Origin of the sequence: Enterobacter cloacae complex sp. 2024EL-00214, assembly GCF_043945575.1 — a bacterium.
Taxonomy (GTDB): domain Bacteria; phylum Pseudomonadota; class Gammaproteobacteria; order Enterobacterales; family Enterobacteriaceae; genus Enterobacter; species Enterobacter cloacae_P.
In genome coordinates this window covers 47,378-67,472 of the sequence record NZ_JBIMRC010000011.1, presented here as the reverse complement: position 1 = coordinate 67,472, position 20,095 = coordinate 47,378, and the positions used below count along the sequence as shown (strand labels likewise).

The 20,095-nt window shown below is 53.8% G+C and carries 20 protein-coding genes; 10 read left to right on the top strand and 10 right to left on the bottom strand.

The window, feature by feature from the left end:
* Positions 1–65 precede the first annotated feature (65 nt).
* Entirely contained in the window at positions 66–1,349 is a 1,284-nt protein-coding gene (locus ACHHZ6_RS13725; protein ID WP_182274184.1) for a putative acyl-CoA thioester hydrolase, read from the top strand.
* 51 nt (positions 1,350–1,400) lie between these two features.
* Here ACHHZ6_RS13725 and tisB read toward each other — a convergent pair whose 3' ends face one another.
* Both tisB and pgl read right to left on the bottom strand, forming a co-directional pair.
* Entirely contained in the window at positions 1,401–1,490 is a 90-nt protein-coding gene (tisB, locus tag ACHHZ6_RS13720) for a type I toxin-antitoxin system toxin TisB (protein WP_023332440.1), read from the bottom strand.
* Between the two features lie 444 nt (positions 1,491–1,934).
* Complete coding sequence (pgl, locus tag ACHHZ6_RS13715; RefSeq protein WP_395122394.1) at positions 1,935–2,930, bottom strand: 6-phosphogluconolactonase; 996 nt, start codon at positions 2,928–2,930, stop codon at positions 1,935–1,937.
* A gap of 140 nt (positions 2,931–3,070) precedes the next feature.
* Here pgl and ACHHZ6_RS13710 point away from each other — a divergent pair, with 140 nt between their 5' ends.
* Positions 3,071–3,889, top strand: coding sequence for a pyridoxal phosphatase (locus ACHHZ6_RS13710; protein ID WP_182274182.1), 819 nt, complete (start codon positions 3,071–3,073; stop codon positions 3,887–3,889).
* Here the strand turns inward: ACHHZ6_RS13710 and modC are convergent, their stop codons facing one another.
* The 4 genes from modC to ACHHZ6_RS13690 form a co-directional block, all read right to left on the bottom strand.
* Positions 3,890–4,948 (bottom strand): molybdenum ABC transporter ATP-binding protein ModC, encoded by a 1,059-nt coding sequence (gene modC / locus ACHHZ6_RS13705; protein WP_182274181.1) that lies wholly within the window; start codon positions 4,946–4,948, stop codon positions 3,890–3,892.
* Positions 4,949–4,950: 2 nt separating this feature from the next.
* The gene (gene modB / locus ACHHZ6_RS13700) at positions 4,951–5,640 is read right to left on the bottom strand and encodes a molybdate ABC transporter permease subunit (protein ID WP_182274180.1); all 690 of its coding nucleotides are present in this window, start codon (positions 5,638–5,640) and stop codon (positions 4,951–4,953) included.
* Positions 5,640–6,413 (bottom strand): molybdate ABC transporter substrate-binding protein, encoded by a 774-nt coding sequence (gene modA, locus ACHHZ6_RS13695; protein WP_196391012.1) that lies wholly within the window; start codon positions 6,411–6,413, stop codon positions 5,640–5,642. The genes modB and modA overlap by 1 nt, the downstream gene beginning before the upstream one ends.
* A 176-nt stretch (positions 6,414–6,589) precedes the next feature.
* On the bottom strand, positions 6,590–6,739 hold the full coding sequence (locus ACHHZ6_RS13690; RefSeq protein ID WP_182274178.1) for an AcrZ family multidrug efflux pump-associated protein: 150 nt from the start codon (positions 6,737–6,739) through the stop codon (positions 6,590–6,592).
* A 128-nt stretch (positions 6,740–6,867) separates the two neighbouring features.
* On the opposite strand from ACHHZ6_RS13690, the gene modE reads away from it, so the two are divergent.
* The 7 genes from modE (at position 6,868) to gpmA (ending at position 14,620) form a co-directional block, all read left to right on the top strand.
* Complete coding sequence (modE, locus tag ACHHZ6_RS13685) at positions 6,868–7,656, top strand: molybdenum-dependent transcriptional regulator (protein WP_395122391.1); 789 nt, start codon at positions 6,868–6,870, stop codon at positions 7,654–7,656.
* Between the two features lie 67 nt (positions 7,657–7,723).
* On the top strand, positions 7,724–9,196 hold the full coding sequence (gene modF / locus ACHHZ6_RS13680; protein ID WP_395122389.1) for a molybdate ABC transporter ATP-binding protein ModF: 1,473 nt from the start codon (positions 7,724–7,726) through the stop codon (positions 9,194–9,196).
* Positions 9,197–9,397: 201 nt separating this feature from the next.
* Positions 9,398–10,414: a UDP-glucose 4-epimerase GalE gene (gene galE, locus ACHHZ6_RS13675; protein ID WP_182274175.1), complete on the top strand. Its 1,017-nt coding sequence runs from the start codon at positions 9,398–9,400 to the stop codon at positions 10,412–10,414.
* A gap of 9 nt (positions 10,415–10,423) precedes the next feature.
* Positions 10,424–11,470 (top strand): galactose-1-phosphate uridylyltransferase, encoded by a 1,047-nt coding sequence (gene galT / locus ACHHZ6_RS13670; protein WP_196391009.1) that lies wholly within the window; start codon positions 10,424–10,426, stop codon positions 11,468–11,470.
* Positions 11,471–11,476: 6 nt separating this feature from the next.
* Positions 11,477–12,625: a galactokinase gene (galK, locus tag ACHHZ6_RS13665; protein ID WP_395122387.1), complete on the top strand. Its 1,149-nt coding sequence runs from the start codon at positions 11,477–11,479 to the stop codon at positions 12,623–12,625.
* Positions 12,619–13,659 carry a galactose-1-epimerase gene (gene galM / locus ACHHZ6_RS13660; protein WP_395122386.1) on the top strand — a complete coding sequence of 347 codons (1,041 nt, stop codon included), beginning with the start codon at positions 12,619–12,621 and terminating at the stop codon, positions 13,657–13,659. Before galK ends, galM begins: the two co-directional genes overlap by 7 nt.
* 208 nt (positions 13,660–13,867) lie before the next feature.
* Positions 13,868–14,620 carry a 2,3-diphosphoglycerate-dependent phosphoglycerate mutase gene (gene gpmA, locus ACHHZ6_RS13655; protein ID WP_182274171.1) on the top strand — a complete coding sequence of 251 codons (753 nt, stop codon included), beginning with the start codon at positions 13,868–13,870 and terminating at the stop codon, positions 14,618–14,620.
* A 61-nt stretch (positions 14,621–14,681) separates the two neighbouring features.
* On the opposite strand, the gene aroG is transcribed toward gpmA, so the two are convergent.
* Complete coding sequence (gene aroG, locus ACHHZ6_RS13650; protein WP_182274170.1) at positions 14,682–15,734, bottom strand: 3-deoxy-7-phosphoheptulonate synthase AroG; 1,053 nt, start codon at positions 15,732–15,734, stop codon at positions 14,682–14,684.
* Between the two features lie 186 nt (positions 15,735–15,920).
* Between aroG and zitB the strand changes: the two genes are divergently transcribed.
* Positions 15,921–16,850, top strand: a complete 930-nt coding sequence (gene zitB, locus ACHHZ6_RS13645) for a CDF family zinc transporter ZitB (RefSeq protein WP_395122385.1) — start codon at positions 15,921–15,923, stop codon at positions 16,848–16,850.
* Here the strand turns inward: zitB and pnuC are convergent.
* The 3 genes from pnuC to fucO form a co-directional block, all read right to left on the bottom strand.
* A complete protein-coding gene (pnuC, locus tag ACHHZ6_RS13640) occupies positions 16,847–17,566 on the bottom strand; it encodes a nicotinamide riboside transporter PnuC (RefSeq protein WP_182274168.1) in 720 nt (239 codons plus the stop codon). The two genes, zitB and pnuC, sit on opposite strands and share 4 nt — an antisense overlap.
* A 22-nt stretch (positions 17,567–17,588) precedes the next feature.
* On the bottom strand, positions 17,589–18,632 hold the full coding sequence (gene nadA, locus ACHHZ6_RS13635) for a quinolinate synthase NadA (RefSeq protein WP_395122383.1): 1,044 nt from the start codon (positions 18,630–18,632) through the stop codon (positions 17,589–17,591).
* 288 nt (positions 18,633–18,920) lie between these two features.
* A complete protein-coding gene (gene fucO / locus ACHHZ6_RS13630) occupies positions 18,921–20,069 on the bottom strand; it encodes a lactaldehyde reductase (RefSeq protein ID WP_182274166.1) in 1,149 nt (382 codons plus the stop codon).
* Positions 20,070–20,095 lie beyond the last annotated feature (26 nt).

The window sequence follows — 20,095 nt, the reverse complement described above, 5'->3', positions numbered from 1 at the left end:
CTTAGTATAAAAAAGCAGGCTATTTCGTCTATCCCGTAAAGACTTGCATACCCAGGAGCTCTACCTTGAACATTTCCAGGATTTCCCGTCTGGCGTTAGCACTCGCCTTTGGCGTGACATTATCCGCATGCAGCTCAACTCCACCGGATCAGCGGCCTTCTGAGCAGGTTGCGCCGGGTACCGCTTCCCGTCCGATCCTGTCCGCTGATGAAGCGAAAAACTTCAACCGCGCACACTACTTCTCAGCGATGGATCCGAACGCTGCACCGTGGACACCGTCTTCTGTTAACCTGCCGAAGCAGCCTGACTTCGTTGTTGGCCCGGCAGGTGCGCAGGGCGTAACGCATACCTCTGTTCAGGCTGCGGTTGACGCTGCCATCACCAAACACAGTGCATCACGTCAGTACATCGCGATCCTGCCAGGTGACTATGAAGGCACCGTTTACGTTCCGGCCGCACCAGGCAGTATTACTCTTTACGGCCTGGGCGAAAAAGCGCTCGACGTGAAAATTGGTCTGGCGATTGATTCTGAAACCGATAGCACCACCTGGCGTCGTCTGGTGAACCCGGCAGGGAAATACATGCCAGGTAAACCCGCGTGGTATATGTTTGATAACTGTCAGAGCAAGCGCTCCGCCACCATTGGCGTGATGTGCTCTGCCGTATTCTGGTCACAGAACAACGGCCTGCAGCTGCAAAACCTGACCATTCAGAACACCCTGGGTGACAGCGTTGACGCGGGCAACCATCAGGCCGTGGCACTGCGTAGCGATGGCGACCAGGTGCAGATTAACAACGTGAACATTCTGGGCCGCCAGAACACCTTCTTCGTGACCAACAGTGGCGTGCAGAACACCCTGCAGAATAACCGTCTGACACGTACTCTGGTGACCAACAGCTACGTTGAAGGCGACGTGGACCTGGTGTCTGGTCGCGGTGCGGTGGTGTTTGATAACACCGACTTCCGCGTGGTGAACTCACGTACTCAACAGGAAGGTTATGTGTTTGCTCCGGCGACACCGTCTAACCTCTTCTACGGTTTCCTGGCAGTGAACAGTCGCTTCACCGCATCCGGTGACAATGTGGCGCAGCTGGGCCGTTCTCTGGATGTGGACTCCGCCACCAACGGTCAGGTTGTGATCCGCGACAGCGTGATCAACGAAGGTTTCAACATGGCAAAACCGTGGGCAGATGCGGCCATCTCTAAACGTCCGTTCTCCGGCAATACCGGTGCTGTGGACGATAAAGGAAACGTGCAGCGCAATCTGAACGACGCTAACTTCAACCGCATGTGGGAATACAACAACCGCGGGCTGGGTAGCAAAGTGGTTGCTGAGCCGAAGCAGTAAGATGTGAGTAAAAGGGGGATTTCAATCCCCCTTTTACTGCGACGGAATGCGTCAGGCCCCAAACTTCAGATACGCATCCAGTAGTTGCATGATAGCAACCATGAGTTGCAGGAACAGAATTGCCCATTCCACACCGCTCATACGCCACTCCTTTGGTATAGAGCACTTCTCCTCTGGCTTACCTTTCCGCTGCCTGTCACCAGAAGGTGTGTTGGTTATGTTTTGATGTGCTCCGCAGTTTAGGCACTGTCGGCACCACCCGACAGCCAGGACTTAAAAAGGATCCTGAATTTCGGAACTGCAACACATCAAACCAACGGACAGAATGATATCAAATCACTACTGTACATAAAAACAGATAAAACCAGTTTAGGAATCTATAAAGAAAACGCCACTAACCAACTGATTATTTTATAAATAATATTATGTGTTCATTCCGTGATCTCTTTTCTTTATTGACGATGAATTTACATCGCCTTAAGCCAATATTATGATGACCATGTTGGTTACGTTTTGATGTGCTCACCCGGCAACCACCGGGCATAAAAAAACCTCGCATTCGCGAGGTTTTTTGCTTTTAGCCGCTTAGTGCGCGTTAACAACCACCCACATTGGCCCCTGGCCTACGGCATAACGCCCTTTCTCTTCCAGCAAGCCCTGCTCACCTTTGATCTCATACAGCGCAATGTGGTGGGATTTCTGTCCCGCCGCAATCAGGTATTTGCCACTGTGATCAATATTAAAGCCGCGCGGCTGGGTTTCCGTTGGCTGGAATCCTTCAATCGCCAGCACGCTACCGTCTTCGGAAACGCTGAACACGGTAATCAGGCTGGAGGTACGGTCGCAGGCATACAGATGACGGCCATCCGGCGTGATGTGAATATCTGCCGCCCAGCGGGTGTCAGAGAAGTCAGACGGCATCATATCCAGCATCTGCACGCACTCAACCTGACCGTTAGGATCTTTCAGCTCCCACACGTCCACAGAGCTGTTCAGCTCATTGACCACGTAGGCATACTGCTGGTTTGGATGGAAGACCATGTGGCGCGGGCCTGCGCCCTCTACGGTGGTCACTTCAGCAGGACTTTGCGCCACCAGATTGCCATCATCGCTCAGGGTAAACAGGCAGATACGATCCTGCTTCAGCGCAGGTACCCACAGAGTGCGGTTGTCCGGAGAGATATTCGCCGAGTGGCAGCCTTCCAGTCCTTCAACCACGTCAACCATTTCTACCGGAATACCGTCTTCCAGACGCGTCACGCTCACGCAACCGGCGTTGTAAGAGCCGCTGAAGACGAAGTGGCCTTTGCGATCGGTGGAGATATGGGTCGGGCTTCCCGGCAAGGGGGCTTCTGCGGTGTAAGTCAGCGCACCATCATCCGGGGAGATACGGTAGGCCAGCACGCGAAACTCAGGGCGCACGCCCACGTACAAGAAACGTTTATCCGGGCTGATGACCATCGGCTGAACCTGTCCAGGTACATCAACGACCTGAACCAGCGTGAGTGTCCCCCCGGCATTTAAACGCCAGACGTGGATCTGCTGGCTTTCAGGACTGGCGGTATAAACGGTTTGTTTCATGAATACTCACTCCTCACTGCGCATGAAAGTAGTTAACTTTTGACGGTGAATGCTGAATTGTCGTCGGGAGTTTTGAAGCATCCGCCTCTCGGTGTACCATCCCATCAGAACATAAATTCAATATTAACCCGGAAAAATAAATGACCTCGCGTGTGATTGCTCTGGATTTAGACGGTACCTTACTTACGCCGCAAAAAACCCTTCTTCCCTCTTCCCTTGAAGCGCTCAAACGTGCGCAGGAAGTGGGATATCAACTCCTTATCGTAACGGGTCGACATCACGTTGCCATTCACCCTTTTTATCAGGCACTGGCATTAGATACACCTGCAATTTGCTGCAATGGCACCTACTTGTATGATTATAAAGCAAAAAAGGTTTTGGAGTCCGATCCACTGCCCGTACCTCAGGCTCTGCAGCTGATTGATTTGCTGGATGAACATGCCATTCACGGCCTGATGTATGTGGATAACGCGATGGTGTATGAGCGCCCTACCGGCCACGTGACCCGCACCAACAACTGGGCGTTGTCGCTGCCGGAAGTGCAACGCCCTGTCTTTACTCAGGTGTCCTCCCTGCGCCAGGCGGCCCAGGATGTTGATGCTATCTGGAAATTCGCCCTGACGGATGAAGACACCAGCAAACTGAATGCTTTCACGAAACACGTTGAACAGACACTGGGTCTGGAATGCGAATGGTCCTGGCACGATCAGGTAGATATTGCCCGTAAAGGTAACAGCAAAGGTAAACGTCTGACGCAGTTCGTGGAATCACAGGGCTGGTCGATGCAGGATGTCGTGGCCTTTGGTGACAACTACAACGACATCAGCATGCTGGAAGCCGCCGGGACGGGTGTGGCGATGGGTAACGCAGATGACGCGGTGAAAGCCCGCGCCAACGTGGTGATTGGCGATAACACAACCGACAGCATCGCGCAGTATATCTATAGCCACCTGCTGTAATCAGGTGGTAATGGAAACGCTTTTGATTTGCGCATAGAGCCACAGGCCAGGTTTGATCCCTAACTCATCTCTGGCCCACGGGCTAATGCGCGCCCAGAGCGTCTTGCTGCCCACCTCCAGCTGTACTTCAACCTGACCATTATCATCAAAACACTGCGCAACTTTTGCGCGCAGAATGTTACGGATACTGGTTTGCAGCGGTGGTTGCAGCACAAGGGAAACATCCGACGCCTGAATGCGGATCCGCAGCGCGGACTGCAACGGTTTATCAATCTTATTGACCCACAGATGCTGATCGCCCAGCGCCAGTGCCGTCATGGCGTAGTGCGGATGATGTTCCAGAACGCTCACCTTCAGGATGCTGCTCTGCTGCTCCTTCGGCAGCCACGGGTGCATCACGCTACTGCCCCACACCTCTTCCAGATTGCCGAACGCCTTCACGCTGCCGTCTTCCAGCACCAGCACTTTGTCTGCCAGATGCAGAATTTCGTCCAGTGAATGGCTGACGTAGAGCATCGGGATATTGATTTCACGCGCCAGACGTTGCAGATACGGCAACAGCTCACGCTTACGCGGCAGATCCAGCGACGCCAGCGGCTCGTCAAGTAGCAGCAGCTCCGGCGCAGTCAGCAGTGCGCGCCCTATCGCCACGCGCTGTTTCTCACCGCCAGAAAGGGAGGAAGGCAGCCGCTCAAGCAACGCTTCAATCCCCAGAAGCGCCACCAGCTTATCAAACTGTGCAGCCATGCTTTTCGCCATGCCGTAGCGCAGATTGCCGCGAACGCTGTAGTGCGGGAATAAGCGGGCATCCTGGAAAACGTAGCCAATGCGGCGTTTATCCGGCGACAGGTAAATTTTGTTTTCCACGTCATTTAAGACGCGGTCATTCAATACAATGCGGCCTGACTGCGGTCGCGTCAGGCCGCTAATAGCATTAATCAGCGAGGTTTTCCCCGCTCCGGAGACGCCGAAAATTGCCGTAATACCGCTCGCGGGCAGCGTTTCGTTAAGCGTCAGGCAGTGGCTTCCCAACGTCTGGGTGAAATTCAGTTCCAGCATGGCTATTTCCCCATTCGCTCACGGCTGATGCGCGCCAGCCATTCAGACACCAGCAGAGAGCCCAGCGCCAGCACAATCGAAATCACGCACAGCCGCGCCGCTGCACCTTCACCGCCCGGCGTCTGGATCAGGGTATACATGGCCGACGGAATGGTGCGCGTTTCACCGGGAATGTTCGACACAAAAGTAATGGTGGCACCAAACTCCCCGAGCGAACGGGCAAACCCCAGCACCGTACCAACAATAATACCCGGCAGCGTGAGCGGGAGCGTAATGGTGAAAAAGACGCGCCAGCGCCCGGCACCCAGCGTACGGGCCGCCTGTTCGAGCTTAAGATCAACACCTTCCAGCGCCAGGCGAATCGCCCTGACCATCAGCGGGAATGACATCACCGCAGCCGCCAGAACCGCACCACGCCAGCTGAAGGCAAGCGTCAGTCCAAACCAGTCATATAACCATTCACCGATAAACCCACGTCGGCCCATCGAAATTAACAGCAGATAACCGACCACGACGGGCGGCAAGACAAGGGGAAGATGAAGAACACTATCAAGCAGGGCTTTGCCTGGAAATTTACAGCGAACCAGTAACCAGGCAAAGAAGATCCCAAAGGGCAAACTCAGCGCTACCGCCAGGGAAGAAACTTTAAGGCTCAGCAGCACAGCCTGCCATTCAGGATCGGTCAATATCATTAGTGAGTCGTGAATCCATAACGTTTAAAGATTGCAGACGCCTGCGGCCCCTTCAGATAGTCACGGAAGGCCGTCACCGTCGCATTTTTATGTCCATCAACAATCGCAACAGGGTATTCCACTTTCTTGTGGGAGTCTTCCGGGAACGTCCCCACCACCTTCACACCTTTGCTGGCAATGGCATCAGAACCGTACACAATCCCCAGCGGGGCTTCGTTACGTTCTACCAGTGCCAGCGCGCCGCGCACGTCTTCAGCCGGAGCCAGTTTCGGGGACAGTGTCTGCCATGCCCCCAGTTTTTGCAGCGCCTCTTTGGCGTAAATTCCCGCCGGAACGTGTTCCGGATCGCCTACCGCCAGACGCCCACCGTTCAGCAGGCGGATCCAGGGAGTGTCTTTGTTGATGGTGATGTCGCCCTGCGTACTGGATTTTGGTGCCACCACAACAAGGCTATTACCCAGCAGCGTTTCACGGGTTGCCGTATCAATGGATTTTTTCTCAGCGGCGTAATCCATCCACTTCTGGTCTGCCGAAATAAACAGATCGGCAGGTGCGCCCGCTTCAATCTGGCGAGCCAGTGTAGAAGACGAAGCAAAAGAGGAGACAACCTCTACGTTCTTCTCTTTCTTGTACTCAGCTGCAATATCCTGCATCGCATTGGTCAGCGACGCCGCCGCAAAGACCGTAATTTTATTTTCATCAGCCAGCGCGTGTCCGGCGAGAGTGAACGTCAGCGTTGCCCCTGCGAAAAGGCGTACCCATGTACGTGCCATTTGTAGCTCCTGTGTGTCGTTATATATTTATAAATATAACGATAACGACAGGGATATCCTAGCGTTAAATCGTACCGATTAATGAGTAAACATATGCGCTACAGAAATAAATATCGGCGAAAGGAAGAAAAACTTGAGAGCAAAACGCCCGGGCAAGCCGGGCGTTTTGTGGGGAATTAATGCTGCTTTTTAGGCTGGTCTCTGTGACCAATGTTCGAAAAGACGTTGAACACTTCACCCAGGCCGTAGATGGCACCGAGGATGATAGCCATCACTACTGGTACCATGATCACGGCGAATACCAGACTTTTCAACAACTCTAACATGGTTTTCTCCAGATATTGTGAATGGCTTATTCTACCCTGAAAAGTGAGAAAAACATCCCCTTTTGTGCGGTGTACTTTGCGCACTACGTCATTTGGGTCACAATACGTTTTTTTGCCAGGACATTGTTATGCAGGCCGAAATCCTCCTCACCCTACGACTTCAGCAGAAGCTTTTCGCCGACCCACGACGTATTGCCCTGCTTAAACAGATAGAACAAACCGGCTCAATTAGCCAGGGTGCTAAGAACGCAGGCATCAGCTATAAAAGCGCCTGGGATGCGATCAACGACATGAACACCCTGAGCGAACAAACGCTGGTTGACAGGGCAACGGGCGGCAAAGGTGGCGGCGGCGCGGTAGTGACCCGTTACGGCCAGCGCCTGATTCAGCTTTACGATCTGCTGGGGCAGATCCAGCAAAAAGCCTTTGATGTACTCAGTGACAACGATAACCTCCCGCTGGATAGCCTGTTGGCGGCCATTTCCCGCTTCTCGTTACAGACCAGCGCCCGCAACCAGTGGTTTGGTACGGTAACGGCACGCGATAATTCCCAGGTGCAGCAGCATATTGAGATCTTACTTGCCGATGGCACCACTCGCCTGAAGGCCGCGGTGACGGCACAGAGCGGACAGCGCCTCGGGCTGGATGAAGGCAAAGAGGTGCTGGTTTTGCTCAAGGCACCGTGGGTCAATATCACCCGCAACCCCGAGCGTGCAAAGCACGCGGACAACCACCTGCACGGCGCAATCAGTCATATTGAACGCGGCGAGGAGCAGTGTGAGGTACTGATGACCCTGCCAGACGGGCAAACGCTTTGCGCGACGGTTCCGGTAAGCGAGGCGAGCGAATTAGAAGAAGGTGCTGTGGTGACCGCATATTTCAACGCCGACCGGGTGATTATCGCCACATTGTGCTAAGCGCATTGACAAGCATGCCGACAGTGAGTATCCCTGACATCTGTTGCTGCAAAAAATGGGATAAATCATGTCATCATTGCATATTTCGCAAGGCACGTTTCGTCTTAGCGATACCCGAACGCTGACGCTTCCGGATCTGACATTACGTGCGGGTGAAAGCTGGGCGTTTGTGGGAACCAACGGTAGCGGAAAATCGGCGCTGGCCCGCGCGTTAGCCGGAGAGCTGACCCAGCTTAAAGGTGAGCGTCAGTGTAATTTTACCCGGCTAACGCGTCTCTCATTTGAGCAACTGCAAAAACTGGTGAGCGATGAGTGGCAGCGGAATAACACCGATTTACTCAGTCCGGGTGAAGAGGATACAGGCCGCATTACGGCAGAAATTATTCAGGACGACGTGAAAGACAGCGCCCGTTGCCAGCATCTGGCGGAGCAATTTGGGATTACTGCGCTTCTGGAACGGCGCTTCAAATACCTTTCTACTGGCGAGACGCGAAAAACGCTGCTGTGTCAGGCACTAATGAGCGAGCCTGAACTTCTGATCCTTGATGAGCCATTCGACGGGCTGGATGTGCGCTCCCGCGCCCAGCTGGCAACGCTGTTAGGTTCACTCAACCAGCAAGGTTACACCCTTGTGCTGGTGCTTAACCGCTTTGATGAAATCCCTGATTTTATCCAGAACGCAGGCGTGCTGGCCGACTGCAGTCTGACCGAAACCGGTGAAAAAACGGCACTGCTTCAGCAAGCGTTAATTGCCCAGCTGGCGCACAGCGAAAAGCTGGACGGTATTACCCTCCCGGAACCCGATGCCCCTTCGGCCCGACACGGTTTAGACCCCCACCAGCCGCGCATTATGCTGCGTAATGGCGTGGTCTCTTATAACGATCGCCCCATCCTTAACCAGCTGAGCTGGACGGTTAACCCAGGTGAACACTGGCAAATCACCGGCCCTAACGGAGCAGGAAAATCGACGCTGCTGAGTCTTATCACCGGCGATCACCCGCAGGGTTACAGTAACGATCTGACGCTGTTTGGCCGCCGACGCGGAAGCGGTGAAACCATCTGGGATATCAAAAAGCACATTGGTTATGTCAGCAGCAGTCTGCATCTGGATTACCGCGTCAGCACCACCGTGCGTAACGTCATCCTGTCAGGGTATTTTGATTCTATCGGCATTTATCAGGCGGTATCGGATAAACAGCACAAGCTGGCGCAGCAATGGCTGGATATTCTGGGGATGGACAACCGGGTCGCTGATGCACCGTTTCATAGCCTGTCGTGGGGCCAGCAACGCCTGGCGCTGATTGTTCGCGCGCTGGTGAAACACCCGACCCTGTTGATTCTGGACGAGCCGCTGCAGGGGCTGGATCCGCTTAACCGCCAGCTGATCCGTCGCTTTGTGGACGTTCTCATTGGTGAAGGCGAAACGCAGCTACTGTTTGTTTCACACCATGCTGAAGACGCTCCTGCCTGCATCACTCATCGCCTCGAATTTGTCCCGGACGGTGAACGCTATCACTACCTTCTGAGCAAAATCGATTAATCCGTGGAGGGCTCCGCCCTCCTCTTTTCAGATAACCTGCAGCAATACATCTCTATCTCTTTGATCTAGAATGCGACATATGCGCTAAAAAATGGCTTTGAAAAACAGTGTAAACGATTCCACTAATATATCCCATGTCACACTTTTGACGTCTCTGTTATGCTATGGTTATTACATACCATAAGCCCAATGGAGCGAAATATGCGAGTTCTGGTAACAGGTGGTAGCGGTTACATAGGTAGTCATACCTGCGTGGAGCTGCTGAAAAACGGTCATGATGTCATCATCCTCGACAACCTGTGCAATAGTAAGCGCACCGTGCTGCCCGTGATTGAACGTCTTGGCGGCAAGCAACCGACTTTCGTGGAAGGTGACATCCGTAATGAAGCGTTGATGACCGAAATCCTTCACGACCATGCGATTGAGACCGTGATCCACTTCGCGGGCCTGAAAGCGGTCGGTGAATCGGTAGCGAAACCGCTTGAGTATTATGACAACAACGTCAACGGTACCCTGCGCTTACTCTCCGCCATGCGTGCGGCGAACGTCAAAAACTTTATCTTCAGCTCATCCGCAACCGTCTACGGCGATCAGCCCAAAATTCCTTACGTTGAAAGCTTCCCGACCGGCACACCGCAAAGCCCGTATGGCAAAAGTAAGCTGATGGTGGAACAAATCCTGACCGATCTGCAAAAAGCACAGCCGGAGTGGAGCATCGCCTTGCTGCGCTATTTCAACCCGGTCGGCGCGCATCCATCGGGTGACATGGGGGAAGATCCACAGGGCATTCCAAACAACCTGATGCCGTATATCGCGCAGGTCGCAGTCGGTCGTCGCGACTCACTGGCTATTTTTGGTAATGATTACCCCACCGAAGATGGTACCGGCGTGCGTGATTATATCCACGTCATGGATCTGGCCGATGGCCACGTTGCAGCCATGCAGCAGCTGGCGAACAAACCGGGCGTGCATATTTACAACCTCGGAGCCGGTATCGGCAGCAGCGTGCTGGATGTGGTGAATGCCTTCAGCAAAGCCTGCGGTAAGCCGGTTAGCTATCACTTCGCACCGCGTCGTGATGGCGATCTTCCAGCTTACTGGGCCGATGCAACCAAAGCCGATAAAGAGCTTAACTGGCGTGTTACCCGCACGCTTGATGAAATGGCACAGGATACCTGGCACTGGCAGTCACGCCATCCGCAAGGGTATCCGGACTAAGGATCCGTCATGACTCCATTCAATCCCGTTGATCACCCGCATCGTCGTTTTAACCCATTAAGCGGGCAATGGATTTTGGTCTCTCCACATCGCGCCAAGCGCCCCTGGCAGGGGGCGCAAGAGACGCCTGCGAAACAGACCCTTCCGCAGCATGACCCGGACTGCTTCCTGTGTCCGGGCAATACGCGCGTTACGGGAGATAAAAACCCGGACTATAAAGGCACTTACGTTTTCACCAACGATTTTGCGGCCCTGATGACTGATACGCCGGACGCGCCGGAAAGCGATGATCCGCTGATGCGCTGTGAAAGCGCACGCGGTACCAGCCGTGTTATCTGCTTCTCTCCCGATCACAGCAAAACGCTGCCGGAGCTAAGCGTTGACGCCCTGAAAGAGGTCGTCAGTACCTGGCAAACACAAACGGCTGAGCTGGGTCAAACCTATCCGTGGGTACAGGTATTTGAAAATAAAGGCGCAGCGATGGGCTGCTCTAACCCACACCCACACGGTCAGATCTGGGCGAACAGCTTCCTGCCAAACGAAGCTGAGCGTGAAGACCGACTGCAAAAAGACTATTTCGCACAAAACGGTTCGCCAATGCTGGTGGATTACGCCCGGCGTGAGCTGGCCGATGGCAGCCGTACTATTGTCGAGACTGAACACTGGCTGGCGGTGGTACCGTACTGGGCGGCATGGCCGTTTGAAACGCTGCTGCTGCCGAAAGCACACGTTCAGCGCATTACCGATCTCAGCGACGAACAGCGTGACGATCTGGCGCTGGCGCTGAAAAAACTGACCAGCCGTTACGACAATCTGTTCCAGTGCTCCTTCCCGTACTCTATGGGCTGGCACGGCGCACCGTTCAATGGCGAAGAGAATCAGCACTGGCAGCTGCATGCCCATTTCTATCCACCACTGTTGCGCTCTGCAACGGTGCGTAAATTCATGGTGGGTTATGAGATGCTGGCTGAAACCCAGCGTGATCTGACGGCAGAACAGGCAGCAGAGCGCCTGCGTTCCGTTAGCGACGTCCACTATCGCGAATCAGGAGTCTAAAAAAAAATGAGTCTGAAAGATAAAACACAATCCCTGTTTGCTGAAAAATTCGGCTACCCTGCCACCCACGTTATCCAGGCTCCTGGCCGCGTAAACCTGATCGGGGAACATACCGACTATAACGACGGTTTCGTTCTGCCTTGTGCCATTGATTACCAGACGGTCATCAGCTGCGCAAAGCGCGACGACCGCAAAGTCCGCGTGATTGCCGCCGATTATGGCAATGAAATGGACGAATTTTCACTCGATTCCCCGATTGTGATGCACGATAGCCAGCAGTGGTCTAACTACGTGCGCGGTGTCGTGAAGCATCTGCAAAAGCGTAACAAGAATTTCGGTGGCGCAGATTTAGTCATCAGCGGCAATGTTCCACAAGGAGCAGGCTTAAGCTCGTCGGCTTCGCTGGAAGTGGCGGTTGGTACCGTATTCCAGCAGTTGTACCACCTGCCACTGGATGGGGTGCAAATCGCGCTGAACGGTCAGGAAGCAGAAAACCAGTTTGTGGGCTGCAACTGCGGCATTATGGATCAGCTGATCTCCGCGCTGGGTAAAAAAGAGCATGCCCTGCTGATTGATTGCCGCTCGCTGGGAACCAAAGCCGTTCCGCTGCCAAAAGGCGCAGCCGTCGTTATTATCAACAGTAACTTCAAACGCACGCTGGTAGGCAGCGAGTACAACACCCGTCGCGAGCAGTGCGAAACCGGCGCGCGCTTCTTCCAGCAACCGGCCCTGCGTGACGTTTCACTCAATGAATTCAACAAAGTGGCGCACGAGCTGGATCCGGTTGTGGCTAAACGTGTTCGCCACGTGCTAACGGAGAACGCCCGTACCGTTGAAGCGGCTTCCGCGCTGGCAAAAGGCGACCTGAAGCGCATGGGTGAGCTGATGGCGGAATCTCATGCCTCTATGCGCGATGATTTCGAGATCACCGTTCCGCAAATTGACACCCTGGTTGAAATCGTCAAAGCCACCATCGGCGACAAAGGCGGCGTGCGTATGACCGGCGGCGGTTTTGGTGGCTGCATCGTTGCACTGGTGCCGGAAGAACTCGTCCCGACCGTGCAGGACGCCGTCGCGAAACAGTACGAGGCCAAAACTGGCATTAAAGAAACCTTCTATGTCTGCAAAGCATCACAAGGAGCGGGACAGTGCTAAACGAAACGCCAACTCTTGCACCTGATGGACTGCCATATCGCCTGTTAACTCTGCGCAACAGCGCAGGGATGGTGGTGACGCTGATGGACTGGGGTGCAACCCTGCTTTCTGCTCGCGTACCGATGCCTGACGGCAGCGTGCGCGAAACCCTGCTCGGCTGTGCGTCGCCAGAACAGTACGTCAACCAGGCCGCCTTTCTTGGCGCGTCCGTGGGACGCTATGCTAACCGTATCGCGAAAAGCTGTTTTGAACTCGACGGTGTGCGCTACCCGCTTCTCCCTAGCCAGGGAGAAAATCAGCTGCACGGTGGCCCGGAAGGGTTTGATAAGCGTCGCTGGCAGATTGTTCAGCAAAATGACGGTGAGGTGTTGTTCTCGCTGGATTCTCCCGATGGCGATCAGGGTTTCCCGGGGGATCTCTCCGTTTTTGCACGTTTTACGCTGACTGACGATAACCGCATTGCCATTGAGTACCGTGCGACAGTCGATAAACCGTGCCCGGTCAACCTGACCAACCACGCTTACTTCAACCTGGACGGTAATCTGTGCGATGTCCGTAACCACAGGCTGCAGATACTGGCGGATGAGTACCTGCCGGTGGATGAAATGGGGATCCCACACCAGGCGCTGAAATCAGTAAACGGTAACAGCTTTGATTTCCGCAATGCGAAAACCATCGCGCAGGATTTTTTGAGCGATGACGATCAGCGCAAGGTGAAAGGCTACGACCACGCTTTCCTGCTGCAGGCAAAAGGCGATGTGAATCAGCCTGCGGCCCAGGTCTGGTCTGCGGATGAGAAGCTGCAGATGACGGTCTACACTACCGCACCTGCCCTGCAGTTCTATTCGGGTAATTATCTTGGCGGCACAGCGGCACGGGAACATGACGAATACAGCGACTGGCAAGGTCTGGCGCTGGAAAGCGAGTATCTGCCTGACAGCCCGAACCATCCTGAATGGTCGCAACCGGACTGCATACTGCGTCCGGGTCAAGAGTACGTTAGCGTGACGGAATACCATTTTATTCCTCACTAATCTCCAGCCCTCCCTTCGGAGGGCTTTTTTTATGTCCATCTTGCTGAAAATAGCATCGATTGCAGACAAAATAATAACCCTGGATTCACAAGCATCTTACACTCAGAGACTATTTTCGCTATGGTTAGGGTTAAGCGTTGCCGCTGGCATTGTCACGGCAATATAATGAGAATTGTTATCATTCAATAAAGCTTATGAGGAGTAAGATATGGCTGTAACTAAGCTGGTTCTGGTGCGCCACGGCGAAAGCCAGTGGAACAACGAAAACCGCTTCACCGGTTGGTATGACGTTGATCTGTCCGAGAAAGGCGTAAGCGAAGCGAAAGCAGCAGGTAAACTGCTGAAGGAAGAAGGCTTCAGCTTTGATTTTGCTTACACCTCTGTGCTGAAACGTGCCATCCACACGCTGTGGAACGTACTGGACGAGCTGGATCAGGCCTGGTTGCCGGTTGAGAAATCCTGGAAACTGAACGAACGTCACTACGGTGCGCTGCAGGGTCTGAACAAAGCAGAAACCGCTGAGAAATACGGTGACGAGCAGGTTAAACAGTGGCGTCGCGGCTTCGCGATCACCCCACCAGAACTGACCAAAGACGACGAACGCTTCCCGGGCCACGACCCGCGTTACGCGAAACTGACCGACGCTGAGCTGCCAACAACTGAAAGCCTGGCGCTGACCATCGACCGCGTTGTGCCTTACTGGAACGAAACCATTCTGCCACGTCTGAAAAGCGGTGAGCGCGTGATCATCGCCGCGCACGGTAACTCCCTGCGTGCACTGGTGAAATACCTGGACAACATGGGTGAAGACGAGATCCTCGAACTGAACATCCCAACTGGCGTACCGCTGGTATATGAGTTCGATGAAAACTTCAAACCAATCAAACACTACTACCTGGGTAACGCTGATGAAATCGCTGCTAAAGCGGCGGCAGTGGCGAACCAGGGTAAAGCGAAGTAATTTTCGCCAGACATAAAAAAAGCGTGGAGAAATCCACGCTTTTTTATTTGCGCTGTCAGAATCAGCCGCGACGTGCTTTTACCGCGTTCGCCAGCTGGCGCAGGATGGTGTCGGTATCTTCCCAGCCGATGCATGCATCGGTGACGCTCTTACCGTAAACCAACGGCTCGCTGCCTTCCAGATTCTGGTTACCTTCAACCAGATGGCTTTCAATCATCACCCCAATCACCGCTTTTTCACCCCCGGCGATCTGCTGGCAAACATCTTCACCCACTTCCATCTGCTTTTTAAACTGCTTGCTGGAGTTGGCATGGCTGAAGTCGATCATCACCTGCGGTGACAGACCTGCTTTTTCCAGCCCGACTTTCACTTCAGCCACATGTTTTGCACTGTAGTTCGGCTCTTTACCACCGCGCAGAATAATATGACAGTCGCCGTTACCGCTGGTGTTCACGATGGCAGAGTGGCCCCATTTGGTCACGGACAGGAAGCAGTGCGGTGCCCCGGCAGCATTGATGGCGTCAATGGCTACCTTGATGGTGCCGTCGGTACCGTTTTTAAAACCAACCGGGCAAGAGAGGCCAGACGCCAGCTCGCGGTGAACCTGAGATTCCGTGGTACGCGCACCGATTGCGCCCCAGCTCATCAGGTCGGCCAGGTATTGTGGCGTAATCATATCCAGAAACTCTCCGGCCGCGGGCAGACCGCTGTCGTTGATTTCCAGCAGCAGTTTGCGTGCAATGCGCAGACCGTCGTTAATCTGGAAGCTGTTATCCATGTGCGGATCGTTAATCAGCCCTTTCCAGCCCACCGTGGTACGCGGTTTTTCAAAATAAACGCGCATCACAATTTCCAGCTCGCCTTTTAGCTCTTCACGCAGCGAGATCAATCTGGCTGCGTACTCTTTTGCCGCGGCAGGATCGTGAATAGAGCATGGGCCAATCACCACTAACAGACGATCGTCATTGCCGCGCAGGATCTTGTGGATCGCTTTACGGGCGTGAGACACCGTGTTTGCAGCATTTTCCGTGGCGGGGAATTTTTCAAGGAGTGCGACTGGAGGCAATAACTCATTGATCTCTTTAATGCGTAAATCGTCGTTCTGGTAATTCATCTTCTGTCCGGGCTCTGCCATATTTTGAGTAATGAAAGCAATCCCTTCAATCTATCTCGTCAGCCTGGAAGTGTAAACCGCCTTTTACACCCTCTCCGGCCATTACGCGTAACATAGCGAAAAAGAGGTTTGTGTAACACATTAAAAATTCTACACTTAGCCTAAAAAGAAACGAGGAAAATAGATATGGCGCATTCTCACTCGCACGCCTCCGGGGATGAAAATGCTAAACGCCTGATGCTCGCCTTCGGGGTAACCGCGGTCTTTATGGCTGTCGAAGTGATCGGTGGGATTATCTCTGGCTCATTGGCCTTGCTGGCTGACGCCGGGCACATGCTCACCGATGCCGCAGCCCTGTTCTTCGCGCTGCTGGCCGTTAAGTTCGCCCGTCGCCCGCCCAATGCCCGCCATACGTTTGGCTGGCTCCGGCTTACAACCCTTGCTGCCTTTGTTAACGCGATTGCACTGGTTGTGATCACTATTTTTATTGTCTGGGAGGCCTTCCAGCGTTTCAGGCACCCACAGCCAATTGCCGGGATGACAATGATGGTCATTGCCGTAGCAGGGCTGCTTGCCAATATTCTGGCATTCTGGATTTTGCACCGTGGCAGCGGTGAAAAAAACCTGAACGTCAGGGCGGCGGCGCTGCATGTGCTGGGTGATTTACTCGGCTCTGTCGGGGCAATAGTCGCTGCGCTGGTGATCCTCTATACCGGCTGGACACCCGTCGACCCTATTCTTTCGGTACTGGTATCCTGCCTGGTTCTGCGCAGTGCCTGGCGGTTACTGAAGGAGAGCGTCAATGAGTTACTGGAGGGCGCACCCACTTCAGTGAATATTATCGAGCTAAAACGCAATCTGCGCCGTTCAATCCATGAAGTGAGAAACGTCCACCACGTTCACGTCTGGCTGGTGGGTGAGAAACCTGTCATGACCTTGCACGTTCAGGTCATCCCACCTCATGACCATGATGCGCTGCTTGAACGCATCCATCACTTTCTGGAACATCACTATGAGATTGGCCACGCCACTATCCAGATGGAGTACCAGCCCTGTAACGGACCAGACTGTCATCTGAACGAAGCACAGCCCGGCCATTCACATCACCACCACTAGCTGGAAAGCGCGTGAGAACCCCGCTCACGCGCGCTGTTAATCCACATGCGGCTACCGTTCAGGGCAATGAACGTCAGAAGCAAGTACTCCAGTGACATCGCATAGACCCCCTGCAGGGCAAAGATCACCACGCTAATGACGTTGATGATGACCCACAGCAACCAGTTTTCAACGTATTTACGGGTCATCAGGATCATCGCAGCAATCGACAACACCATCATGGAGGAATCCCAGAACGGGAAGGCATCTGGTTGCAGCACCGGCATCGTGACGTTCAACCCTATACCGGACATGACAGACACCGCGACCCGGGTCAGGAAAGCAAATACCGGGTTGATATAGACAGTCATTAAACCAATGGCGACAACGCAGGCGACAAGCCAGGCGATGGCTTTTGGCAGAGGTAACCAGCGGATCTGCAGCTCTGCCTCCTGCTGACTGTTCTGCCGGGACCATGCGTACCAGCCGTAAATATTCGCCGCGAAGAAGAACAGCTGTAAAAGCAGGCTGGCATATAGCTGGATCTGGAAGAAGATGATGGCAAAGAGCGTGACGTTAATTAACCCGAATGCGTAATTGCTGATCTTCTCAAGGCTTGCCAGCCAGATACAGAGTAACCCGGCCAGCGTGCCAACGGCCTCAATCCATGACAGGTCATAGCCACCCGCACCAATCGGTATATGAACCAGAATGTTCTGTGTGCTAAAAAAATCCATCTTTTCCCCGGGGCCTGTTGAATTAAGTACGTAGTGTAGCCGCAAAATCCAGCATGCGGTTAAGCGGAATTAACGCACCTTCACGCAGGGCGGCATCCACATGGATTTCATGTGCTGCACCACCGGTTTCTAACCCTTCGGCAATCGCTTTCAGGCCATTCATCGCCATCCACGGGCAGTGAGCACAACTGCGGCACGTCGCCCCTTCACCCGCCGTAGGCGCTTCAAGCAGCTCTTTTTCCGGCACGGCCTGCTGCATCTTGTAGAAGATACCGCGATCGGTCGCCACGATGAGCTGCTTATGCGGCAATGTTTTCGCGGCGTTGATTAACTGGCTGGTTGATCCAACGGCATCCGCCATATCGACAATTGATTGTGGCGATTCCGGGTGAACAAGGATGGCCGCTTCCGGGTAGAGCGCCTTCATGCGCGTCAGCGCCTGTGTCTTGAATTCGTCATGCACAATACAGGCACCCTGCCAGCAGAGAACGTCTGCGTCGGTTTGCTTCTGGACATAGCTTCCAAGATGCCGGTCTGGTGCCCAGATGATTTTCTCGCCCAGGCTGTCCAGATGCTCAATCAGCTCAACGGCAATACTGGACGTCACCACCCAGTCTGCACGCGCTTTTACCGCTGCAGATGTATTGGCATAGACCACCACAGTACGGTCAGGATGGGCATCGCAGAAGGCGGTAAACGCGTCAATCGGGCAGCCGAGATCAAGTGAACATTCAGCATTAAGCGTCGGCATCAGAATGGTTTTTTCAGGGCTGAGTATTTTTGCCGTTTCGCCCATAAAACGAACGCCCGCCACCAGTAGCGTGGACGCGGGATGTTTTGCACCAAAGCGTGCCATCTCCAGAGAGTCGGAAATGCAGCCCCCGGTCTCTTCCGCCAGTTGCTGGATTTCCGGGTCAGTGTAGTAATGTGCCACCATCACGGCATCTCGCTCCTTGAGAAGACGTTTGATCTTCTCACGGTAGAACTGCTTTTCATCCACGGTTAGTGGGACAGGTTTTGGCGGGAAGGGATAGATTGCAGCTTCTGGATCAAACATCACACTCATTATGGCATCTCGTTTTACTGGCTTAACAATATTGCCTTTCTTTTGCATGACATAGCAAAACCGACGGCAATTGTGTTTTGTATACTAAACAAGATAGCGGATATGAGGTGAAAAGTCACCGGAAATAGGTGCGATGAGCATTTGTCGGGTAGCAGCTTTGCCTGACCTGGAAGGTAAAAAAATAAAATTAAACGTACTGATCGACCATTGGGGAATGCCTTACGACACTCCCCCTCTGATATTAACGCGGACGGTGCAGAGCACCGTGCTGAACGACCTTACCAGAACCTACCAGGCTGTATGATACAGTTCGATAATATCGTTGAAACTCGCTTCCCGTGGGTTACCGCCGGTACATACATCATTAAACGCCGCCTGTGCCAGCCCCAAAATGTCCTCTTTACGTACCCCTACGTCACGCAGGTGGAGGGGAATACCCACGTCACGATTGAGCGCAAAGACGGCATTAACCGCCGCATTACGTGCATCAACAAGGGTCAGGCCTTCCACCTTCACGCCCATCGCTCGCGCAATATCGCGGAACTTATCGCCAGTATATTCAGCATTGTAGCGCATGACATGCGGCAACAATATGGCATTCGCCACGCCGTGCGGGGTGTTATAGAATGCCCCCAGCGGGTGCGCCATGCCATGAACCAGCCCCAATCCAACGTTGGAAAAACCCATCCCGGCAACATACTGACCCAGCGCCATTGCCTCTCCGGCATCCCGTTCACCCGCCACTGAATCGCGCAGCGCCCCGGCAATAATCTCAATGGCCTTGATGTGCAACGCATCTGTTAAGGCCCACGCACCACGGGTGGTATAGCCTTCAATCGCATGGGTCAGCGCATCCACACCGGTTGCCGCTTTCAGCGACGGCGGCATTCCGTCCATCATGTCGGCATCGATAAAAGCGACCTGCGGAATGTCATGTGGATCGACGCAAACAAATTTACGCCGCTTCTCTTCATCAGTGATCACATAGTTAATGGTCACTTCCGCCGCCGTTCCCGCCGTGGTGGGAATTGCCAGAACGGGAACGCTGGGTTTACGCGTTGGCGACAGTCCTTCCAGACTGCGAACATCCGCAAACTCCGGGTTATTGCTGATAATACCAATCGCCTTACAGGTATCCTGCGGCGACCCGCCACCGATGGCGATAAGATAATCTGCGCCGCTGTGCTGAAAAACCTCCAACCCCTCTTTCACGATACCGATCGTCGGATTAGGAAGCACCCCAGAGTAGATATCCCAGACCAGGCCCACCTCGTCCATTTTATCCGTAACCTTCGCTACCACGCCGCACTGCACCAGCGTTTTATCAGTGATAATCAGCGCTTTATGGTAGCCCCTGCGTTTTACTTCATCGCAAAGTGCCGCTACCGCACCCCGGCCAAACCAGGCCGTTTCATTCAGAATCATTCTGTTCGCCATTGCCGTTCTCCTGTTCGCGTTGCGAT